This is a genomic window from Bacillus sp. UNC322MFChir4.1 (assembly GCF_000746135.1).
GTDB lineage: Bacteria > Bacillota > Bacilli > Bacillales > Bacillaceae_G > Bacillus_A.
The window spans coordinates 224,360-233,292 of the sequence record NZ_JQKQ01000010.1 but is presented as its reverse complement, the minus strand read 5'-3'; the positions used below and the strand labels follow the sequence as shown (position 1 = coordinate 233,292).

The window sequence follows — 8,933 nt, the reverse complement described above, 5'->3', positions numbered from 1 at the left end:
CGGCACTGCATTGCGACCGTTATCGAGACAATATTTATTCTTTAATTCCTCTAACACAAAAGAAAAATCAACCATTTCATTAAATTGACGAAGCATATTATCTTTTGGCACGACGATATCGTAAATCGCCATGAATGGGCTAAGGTTAAGAGGTTGTTGTTTTGAAATCATCCGAGACACCACCTAGAGTTAGTACAACCATTATACATAAAAAAAGTGAAAGCTTCCTCGATTTCATCGGGGAAGCTTTCACTTTTTGAACTATGAGGACTTTTTCAGTGGCCTCATCATATAAGCTGAGACCTTTTTTTATCCCGTAAAAGCGCAATTGATTCAATTAACCATCAGCAGGGGATAAAGACTCCCCGCTGATAGAAGTTTCATTTTATGCTACAGGTAATACATAAAATAAAACGCAGAAAAACATCATTGTGCTTCCGCCTAATACAAAGAGATGCCAAATTGCATGGTTAAATGGGAGCTTCTCCCATAGGAAGAAGATAGCACCGACAGAGTATAAAATCCCGCCAATTAATAATAATGAGAAGCCGCTACCAGTTAAGTTTTCATATAGTGGTTTAATAGCAACGATAATGAGCCAGCCCATCAGAATGTAAAATAAAGTAGATAGTTTAATAAAACGACGTACAAAAAATATTTTAAAAATGATTCCTGCTATTGCAAGTGTCCAAATAATCGCAAGTAATGTCCAGCCAAGTGGCCCGCGTAGTGTAACGAGTAAAAACGGTGTATATGTGCCGGCGATTAACAAATAGATGGCAGAGTGATCTAAAATAGTGAATAATTTTTCCACTTTTGGATGATGGATGCTATGTAATAGTGTTGAACATAAATATAGTAAAAACATGCTCACGCCATATACAGTAAATCCTACAATTGCTGATGCAGTTCCATGTTTTGATGCATGAATAATTAAAATAATTAATGCAGGGATACTTAAAATGGCACCGATGCCATGTGTAATTGCATTAGCGATTTCTTCTTTAACAAATTGAGTCATTCGAGTTATTTTTTGAGTCATGTTTCGACTCCTTTCTCACATAGTAAAATGAAGAATATAGTTTCTTTCACAATATCATATACAAATGGAATAGGAAATGAAAATTGTATAAAGGATTTATTTTCTAATTTTTTTGACAAAAGACAACGGATACATTGACGTTTACAGACTTTTTTGACAAAATAAAATTAATTGAGAATAAGGGGGAAGTATCATGCCAAATATTGGGTTTCCAGGATTGATTTTAATTTTAATTTTAGCATTAATTATTTTTGGGCCAAAAAAATTACCGGAAATTGGACGAGCGTTTGGAGAAACCTTAAAAGAATTTAAAAAATCCGCCAAAGGTTTGCATGATGATATAGATGAAAAAAAATGAATTTTGTATCAGTAGGGAGGAGTTCCTGCTTATTATCAGTTGAATCAAACGGATACCTACGTCCGTTTGTGAAGGAAAAAAGATGTAAGACGAGCTTGCATCTTTTTTCCAGTGAACAAGGAAATGGGTGAGAATATGAACGATCATGAAATGAGCATAGTAGATCATCTTGGTGAGTTGCGAAAGCGACTTATTATTACAGCATTGGCATTTTTATTTTTCCTTATTATGGGTTTTTCTTTTACGAAAGAGATTTATAGTTTTATTGTGAAAGATTTACATATGAAATTAACAGTTCTTGGACCGAGCGATATTTTATGGATTTATTTTGTAATTGCGGCTGTGTTTTCAATCGTATGCACTATTCCAATCGCTGCCTTGCAGCTTTGGTTATTTGTCAAGCCAGCATTACTTCCACATGAGCAGAAAATGACGCTTTTATACGTACCAGGACTATTTATATTATTTATTGGTGGACTATGTTTTGGATATTTTATTATTCTACCATTTGTACTAAAGTTTTTGGTTAGTCTTGGTGATGAAATGTTTCAAACAATGTTTACAACAGAGAAGTATTTTTCCTTTGTTATGAACATGACAGTACCATTTGCTGTGATTTTTGAATTACCTGTTGTAACTATGTTCTTAACGAGCATTGGAATTTTAAATCCAGTAGCATTACAAAAGATTAGACGGTATGCGTACTTTATATTAATTGTAATTGCGGTATGTATTACACCACCTGATTTTATTTCAGATTTTTCTGTAGCAATCCCGTTATTAGTTATTTATGAATTAAGTATTACAATGTCAAAAATTGTTTATAAAAGAAAAATAAAGCGAGAATTGCAATCTTCATCGAAAAGTGCCTCTTTATGACAGGCACTTTTTTTATTTCTTTGTTATACTATTGGTGTAAGCGTATACAATATGAAAAAGAAAAAAATTAATGCTTCTCCAAAATTTAGACAAACTTTTTGTCTTTGTCGGTTTATACTAAAATTATAAATCCAAAAAAAAAGAGGATTGATATCGTGATTATGAAGAGTTTTTATTTTACTCATCCAACAGGAAAGTGCGTAAAGGTGGTTGAAATTCCAGTACTACAAACACAGCATCCATTAGCGTTTCAAATTCAGTCGCGTCTTCAGCTCTTTATTTCTAAAATTCAAAAACAAAAACAACCAAGGTTTTCGTACTCATTTCGAGAATATTTGCAAGGTTGCTTGCAATGGAATGATTATTCAAATGTATATGAAATAAATACGTTAGAAAAAAATGCATAGGAAAAAATCGCGGCAGAGCAAAGGTGCTCTGCTGCTTTCTTTTTAGATATAAAAAATAAGAATTTCATGGGAAAATTACCTTAAACTGTTGAAAGCAGTGGGAATACTAGTATAATAACAGGGAGAGCGTAGTGGAAAGGGAAGAAATCAAACATGCAAAAAATTAAAATTGTCACAGATTCAACGGCGGATTTTTCACAAGATGTGATTGAGAAATACGATATTCATGTTATCCCATTATCAATTTCTGTGAACGGACAAACTTATTTAGATCGTATAGACTTACAACCAGATAAGTTTATTGAAGAAATGGAAAAGGCAGAAGAGCTACCAAAAACATCTCAACCAGCAGTTGGTTCATTTGTAGAATTGTATGATCGTTTAGGAGAGGACGGTAGCCAAGTTCTTTCGATTCATTTAACAAATGGACTAAGTGGTTCAGTTGCAACAGCAGGTACTGCAGCAACAATGACAAATACAAAAGTAACTGTAGTAGATTCTTTATTCACTACTCATGCTTTAGGATATCAAGTGATTGAGGCAGCGAAAATGGCGCAAGCAGGACGTTCTTTAGAAGATATTTTAAAACGTATTGAAGAAGTTAGAAAAAATACACGCCTATTTGTTGTCGTTGATACGTTAGATAACCTTGTAAAAGGTGGCCGTATTGGTAAAGGAAAAGCAATGCTTGGATCTTTGTTAAATATTAAGCCAATTGCTAGTATTGAAGACGGAGTCTACAACCCGATTACTAAGGTACGTAGTCAAGGGCAAATTGTAAAAACATTAGCGAAAATATTTGAAGAAGATATAGCTGGAAAAACAGTGAAAGCAGTCGCGATTCCACACGCAAAAGCATTACCGTTAGCACAGAAGATGAAAGAGGCAGTTGAAAAGATTAGTGGATTCACACAATCAGAAATTTTCTATACGACACCGGTTATTAGTACACATACAGGTGTTGGGGCGATTGGATTCTCTTATTTTGCAGAATAGAAAAGAGCTACTTGATGATATTCAAGTAGCTTTTTTTCGTACTGAATAAAGTGAAACTTTAATCAGTGGGAGGGTTTTTTCATCCCTCACTAATTATTAGCCCTCACCAATTGGGCTTTGATGGGCAGTTTATCTCCCACTTAACTTCTTAAGAAAAGCGGAAGCGGCTCGTTCAGAATCGCAGGACGCCCACGCCCAAGGCGGAGAGGCGCTTTTTGCCTCGTCCGAGGGGGCGAAACGGCCGGAGATTCTAGCCGTTAGAGCTTGACAACAAAGAAATGTGGAACTGGACAATGCTTTTGCTGAATTTTGAGGTGGGAGTATTACTGTCCACGAATAGCGGGATAAATAGATTTTGTATGCTATAAATGAGTATTTCTCTCTCTACTTCTTTTTTTGGACAGGAGGGGGAAGGTGTAATATATGTTTACCAAAGAAATAAAACATGCAATCATGCCTATGGAAGCATTCGGAAATTTATTGAAAACCAAGAAAGAAGTAAGTAAAATTGACTAAGTATTAAAAAAGTGTAAAAATTCAATAGGATACGATTTGAATAGTAAGAAAGGGTGCTCAAATGAATAAAGACGAAGTGGTATTAATAATTGCGAAAAAAATGAAGTTAATTAGAACTGAATATAATTATACACAAGAAGAAATGGCAGAAATTTTAGGGCTTTCTAAAAAGACACTTGTTCAAATTGAAAAAGAGCGCATCTTACCTTCGTGGACGACCGTTATTGCGGTATGTGCGCTGTTTCAAAACAGCGAAGTATTGCAGTCTGCATTTGGGGGAGCTGTTCTTGAAGTTGTCCAAACAATTGCTCGTCATCAAATGGAATATAAAAAAGAAAAAACGATGGGCGGACATATATGGTGGAAAGAAATTGAGAAAAAAGGAGAGTTCCGTTTACAACAAAATATTGTTAGTCAACATTATCGGATTTTAGACGGTGAAAATTATAGGTGGTTTAGCACATTACATAAAGAAGAAGCAATTGGAAAATTAGTACGATTTAGTGAACAAGTGAAGTAAACGGTTTTCTCATGGTGTTTACCTTTGTTACAATAAAGTGAAACTACGGTTAGCAGGAGCGTTATACTGCTCGTTAGTATAGGATAGAAGAAATGTAATTTTTAAAGGAGAGAAAGGTGTTTTAATAATGAAGCGATATCAAAAGTGGGTTGGACTTCTTACTGTTTTTTGCATACTGCTTTTAGCTGGATGCAGTTCAGGATCGAAACTTCGAAAACCGCTAAATTGGGATGTTGAAAGTTTTCAATACATAAATCAAAATGGTGAAAAATTTGGTACAAAAGATTTAAAAGGAAAAGTATGGGTAGCGGATCTCGTATTTACAAATTGTCAAACAGTATGTCCGCCGATGACAGCAAATTTGGCGAAATTACAAAAAATGGCAAAAGAAGAAAAGTTAGATGTTCAATTTGTATCATTTAGTGTTGATCCAGAGGTAGATACGCCTGAAAAGTTAAAAGCATTTGTACAAAAATTTACTGATGATACGAAGAATTGGAACTTATTAACGGGTTATTCGCAAAATGACATTAAAAAATTTGCGGAAAAAAATTTTAAAACGTTAGCTGATAAACCTGATAATTCAGATCAAGTCATGCATGGAACACAATTTTACTTAGTGGATCAAAACGGAAAAGTGATGAAAGAATACAGCGGTATTAAGAATACACCATATGATGATATATTGCGTGATATTAAGCGTTTAACACGATAATAATACTATTTGTTTATTCCTTTTGAATAAACAGTAAAAAAGAGTCCAATTACTCTGTAAAATAAATAAGTGACAATATCTATCGTTCCTTGTAAGGATAAGAGGATGGATATAATGTTGCACATTATATATGTATTGGTACATTGCTCAATAAGAGTGATGTACTTTTTTTATTATACAGATCTCTTTACGACCTCATATACAACAACATTAGTGTGGTTACACTAAACAGGAATGTATGTTTCTATTTTAAATAACCGTTTATTTTTGAGGTGCTTACATGAACATGTATACAGTAAAAGAATTGGCGTTAGCTTTACAGAAGCATGAAGAAACAATTAAACGATGGCTACGGTCTGGAAAGTTCCCAAACGCATTTCGCAATAGTGATAAAGAAGGATGGAGAATTCCTGAAAATGACCTTGTACAGCGATTGATTTTGGCAGAACAATATATTGCAGAAAATAATTCAAAATGGGTGGCAAATTATTTTGAAATGTTTAAGTAGTAGCCTCCCTACTCCTTATTCAACTAAATGGCAGTATAGTTGAACAAGGATTATTGATTAACTCTGTCGAATATGTCCTTTAGCATTTCTTCCTGGCCCACAACAAGATTGCGAAAAATTGCCTAAAAGGGTGCTTAATTAAACAAGAGCATCATTTCGATGGTTTATTTTTATGTACAGAACATCAAGTAGATTTCGGCGATTCAGTGTGAAATGTTTAAAACGACAAAAAACTTGGAAGTAAGCAAATTATCAATTGGTATTCTACAGATTTCTTTTGGAGTGGTTTCAGCTGAAGTTACAAAATAAAAAACGGTAAGGTTCGCAAAATATATAATAATCAAATTATTATGGAAATATTGATAGTGTGAAGCTTATAATTGAACTGGGTGATTAAAAGTGACTATACAAAATAAAAAGATAATTGATATCTGTGATAACCGCAGACTATTAAATAAATATTCACGTAACAGTATTCCAAGCGTAATCTTCATAGCAGGGTTAGGCGATAGCTATGAGACATGGAAAAAAGTCCAAGACCGAATATCGCAAAAAACATCAACCTTTTCCTATAACAGGTCGGGTATTGGCAGGAGTCAAGTCGCATCCGTCCCGACGACTTGCTATGATCTAGTCGAGGAGCTCAACGAATTGTTGCTAGCGCTTGAAGTGGAGAAGCCCTATATATTGGTGGGACATTCTTTTGGTGGTTTGGTCGCTAGATTATATGCCAGCCTTTATCCACTGAACATCTGTGGTATGGTTTTGGTTGACGCTGCACCGGAATATAAAGAACTTGCCTATGAAAAGGTTCTACCTGAAAATCTGCTTGCAGGAAATAGGGAATATTACGAGAATCCTATGTTGAATAGTGAGAAGATTGATAAAATACAAAGCTATAAGCAAGTCGTTGATCATTCAAAGCAAAGTAACCTCCCTCTCGCAATTATTACAAGAGGTTTACCTGACAATGGTGAAGAGGGATGGCCATCTCAAGAAATATTGGAAATTGAGCAAAGACTCCAAGCAGAATTCCAATGGCTGTCAACGTCAAGCAAGTACCGGATTGCTAGTCGAAGTGGACATTATATTCAACATGATGAGCCAGAAATTGTTATAGAGGAGATTATGTTAATGTTGAAGGAGATAGGAAAATGAGCGATACAAGGACTAAATTGATGATGGATTTGCGAAGAATTGAGAAGGATAAGTATCAGTTACGCGAAGGTGAGCGGCATCAAGATTTCTTACCTTTGTTACTTCAATATATTGGCGATCCTCAGCCAGAATTACGGGATAACCTGATTTATCCAATGTTTTATATGTGGATTAAGGAAGAAAATAGATTCAGTGGAGAGGAGTTGCGTAGCCTCTTAACTGTTCTGACTGATGAGAACCATTTGTTCTATAATATTGGCAGCGAGGATGATCAGTCAGTTTTTACAAGGACGTTCTCTGCCTTGACTATCGCTTTGATTGTGCAACACCACAGACAGAATCCATTTTTCAATCAAGCGGAAATTGAGCAATTAATGCATGCAATGCTCCGTTATTATAAAGAGGAGAAGGATCTGCGAGGTTACCTTTCAGTAGGAGGCTGGGCTCATAGCGCGTCTCACGGTGCGGATGTTTTTGTCGAGCTGGTGCAGTGCGAGGAGAGCAGCGTCGCACTGCTACGTGAGGTTCTTGTCGCTATTTCTAACATGCTTCATAATGGTAGACACATTTTTAGCGATGAGGATGATGAACGCTTGGTCAGCATCGTGGATACGATGATGGACAAAGAGTTACTTCCACATTTAGAAATCGCTGATTGGATTAGCGACTTAGCGCAATGCTGCAATTTGCCGAGAAGTCGCAGTCAGGTGATTGCTCGTGTGAACAGCAAGAATTTTTTACGCAGTCTCTATTTCAGAAGGGGACAAGATAGCCGAGGGAATGAGCTTAACACTGTCATGCTTGGTACTGAGGCAAAATTGAACAAGTTTTCTATCAGTTAAAGGATTAGAGGGGCCGTCCCAAAAGGAGAGGCAAGGGCTGCAATTAAGGCAGTTTTTTCTCATTGAACTAACGCATGCGTTAGTTCAATAAGGTCTAAAAATGTTGTTGTAGTAAATGAAGTCATTTGTAGTACAAAGAAGGATAGAAATAGCAGTTTCCACTTCTGCTTTCCTATCCTTCTTTTTTCACTATATAATGTGTGACAGTATATAAAAACCTCCACTTACAAATAAATTTAATTATTTGCTTGACTTTTAATAAAATGGTATGATGGACTCTTTTTTGTTTATCACGCTATTCGCGGACAGTAAGACCCCCACCTCAAGATAGAAGTGCATCCCAATTGTTAGACACAGTCTAACAATTGGAGTGCACTTCTTTATCTAGAGGGGATTTTGAGATTGTTTTCTATTTGGAGTGGATACGATTAGCTTAGCATTCTTTTCTTATTCAATTGATAAAATATCATGTTGCTGCGGAAGCTTTGGTGCACGAATTTCTAAAATGCCGTTTTGGTAAGAAGCTTTTGCTTGTTTTTTGTTAATGGGATACGGTAATTTAATAACGCGAGAAGCTTCTGACATTGTACACTCGCGGCGATAATAATTATATGATTCGTTCATTTCTTCGCCTAAAACGTCGTCTTTTACGGAAATTTTTAAGTATTCACCTTGTATTTCAATTTGAATCTGTTGTTTTTGAATTCCAGGAAGTTCAGCTTTTATAACAAGGTCATTTTCCACTTCAAATAAATCAACTGGAAATGTTACTAAACGGTTTCCTTTTTGGAAAAAGTGGTTCATATCTGCAATCACATCACGAAGTGGAGTTTGTTCGAAAAAGTCATCAATTTGTTTTAAGTAACCTCGAAATTGTGGACGTGTAGGTTTTTTTTCATCGCTCATCATTTCTCCTCCTAAAAATAAATCTGAAATATCATATGACAAAAAAGCCTAAATGTGAGTGTGGTTTTTTAGGTAAGTAAAAAATT

The 8,933-nt window shown here is 35.4% G+C and carries 10 protein-coding genes and 2 pseudogenes; 9 read left to right on the top strand and 3 right to left on the bottom strand.

Annotated elements, in window-relative coordinates:
- Positions 1 to 171: pseudogene (locus BR72_RS26230) on the bottom strand (IS5/IS1182 family transposase); the annotation flags it as partial.
- A gap of 214 nt (positions 172 to 385) precedes the next feature.
- On the bottom strand, positions 386 to 1,042 hold the full coding sequence (trhA, locus tag BR72_RS04185) for a PAQR family membrane homeostasis protein TrhA (RefSeq protein ID WP_035430400.1): 657 nt from the start codon (positions 1,040 to 1,042) through the stop codon (positions 386 to 388).
- 193 nt (positions 1,043 to 1,235) lie between these two features.
- Here trhA and tatA point away from each other — a divergent pair, with 193 nt between their 5' ends.
- The 9 genes and pseudogenes from tatA (at position 1,236) to BR72_RS04140 (ending at position 7,941) form a co-directional block, all read left to right on the top strand.
- Positions 1,236 to 1,400, top strand: coding sequence for a twin-arginine translocase TatA/TatE family subunit (gene tatA, locus BR72_RS04180; protein WP_035430399.1), 165 nt, complete (start codon positions 1,236 to 1,238; stop codon positions 1,398 to 1,400).
- A 123-nt stretch (positions 1,401 to 1,523) separates the two neighbouring features.
- Entirely contained in the window at positions 1,524 to 2,279 is a 756-nt protein-coding gene (gene tatC, locus BR72_RS04175; RefSeq protein ID WP_035430398.1) for a twin-arginine translocase subunit TatC, read from the top strand.
- Positions 2,280 to 2,434: 155 nt separating this feature from the next.
- Entirely contained in the window at positions 2,435 to 2,686 is a 252-nt protein-coding gene (locus BR72_RS04170; RefSeq protein ID WP_035430397.1) for a DUF2535 family protein, read from the top strand.
- A 153-nt stretch (positions 2,687 to 2,839) separates the two neighbouring features.
- Complete coding sequence (locus BR72_RS04165) at positions 2,840 to 3,682, top strand: DegV family protein (protein ID WP_035430396.1); 843 nt, start codon at positions 2,840 to 2,842, stop codon at positions 3,680 to 3,682.
- Positions 3,683 to 4,259: 577 nt separating this feature from the next.
- Positions 4,260 to 4,718, top strand: a complete 459-nt coding sequence (locus BR72_RS04160; RefSeq protein WP_035430395.1) for a helix-turn-helix transcriptional regulator — start codon at positions 4,260 to 4,262, stop codon at positions 4,716 to 4,718.
- Positions 4,719 to 4,845: 127 nt separating this feature from the next.
- Positions 4,846 to 5,433: an SCO family protein gene (locus BR72_RS04155; RefSeq protein WP_035430394.1), complete on the top strand. Its 588-nt coding sequence runs from the start codon at positions 4,846 to 4,848 to the stop codon at positions 5,431 to 5,433.
- A gap of 280 nt (positions 5,434 to 5,713) precedes the next feature.
- Positions 5,714 to 5,860 (top strand): annotated as a pseudogene (locus BR72_RS27430) (helix-turn-helix domain-containing protein); the annotation flags it as partial.
- 480 nt (positions 5,861 to 6,340) lie between these two features.
- Positions 6,341 to 7,099, top strand: coding sequence for an alpha/beta fold hydrolase (locus tag BR72_RS04145; RefSeq protein ID WP_035430390.1), 759 nt, complete (start codon positions 6,341 to 6,343; stop codon positions 7,097 to 7,099).
- Positions 7,096 to 7,941, top strand: a complete 846-nt coding sequence (locus BR72_RS04140; protein ID WP_035430389.1) for a DUF2785 domain-containing protein — start codon at positions 7,096 to 7,098, stop codon at positions 7,939 to 7,941. The genes BR72_RS04145 and BR72_RS04140 overlap by 4 nt, the downstream gene beginning before the upstream one ends.
- 447 nt (positions 7,942 to 8,388) lie before the next feature.
- On the opposite strand, the gene BR72_RS04135 is transcribed toward BR72_RS04140, so the two are convergent.
- A complete protein-coding gene (locus BR72_RS04135) occupies positions 8,389 to 8,847 on the bottom strand; it encodes an Hsp20/alpha crystallin family protein (protein ID WP_035430388.1) in 459 nt (152 codons plus the stop codon).
- Positions 8,848 to 8,933: the final 86 nt, after the last annotated feature.

Coding starts and splice junctions, on each gene's coding strand:
- trhA (WP_035430400.1), bottom strand. CDS start 1,042: ATGACTCAAAAAATAACTCGAATGACTCAATTTGTTAAAGAAGAAATC.
- tatA (WP_035430399.1), top strand. CDS start 1,236: ATGCCAAATATTGGGTTTCCAGGATTGATTTTAATTTTAATTTTAGCA.
- tatC (WP_035430398.1), top strand. CDS start 1,524: ATGGGTGAGAATATGAACGATCATGAAATGAGCATAGTAGATCATCTT.
- BR72_RS04165 (WP_035430396.1), top strand. CDS start 2,840: ATGCAAAAAATTAAAATTGTCACAGATTCAACGGCGGATTTTTCACAA.
- BR72_RS04160 (WP_035430395.1), top strand. CDS start 4,260: ATGAATAAAGACGAAGTGGTATTAATAATTGCGAAAAAAATGAAGTTA.
- BR72_RS04155 (WP_035430394.1), top strand. CDS start 4,846: ATGAAGCGATATCAAAAGTGGGTTGGACTTCTTACTGTTTTTTGCATA.
- BR72_RS04140 (WP_035430389.1), top strand. CDS start 7,096: ATGAGCGATACAAGGACTAAATTGATGATGGATTTGCGAAGAATTGAG.
- BR72_RS04135 (WP_035430388.1), bottom strand. CDS start 8,847: ATGAGCGATGAAAAAAAACCTACACGTCCACAATTTCGAGGTTACTTA.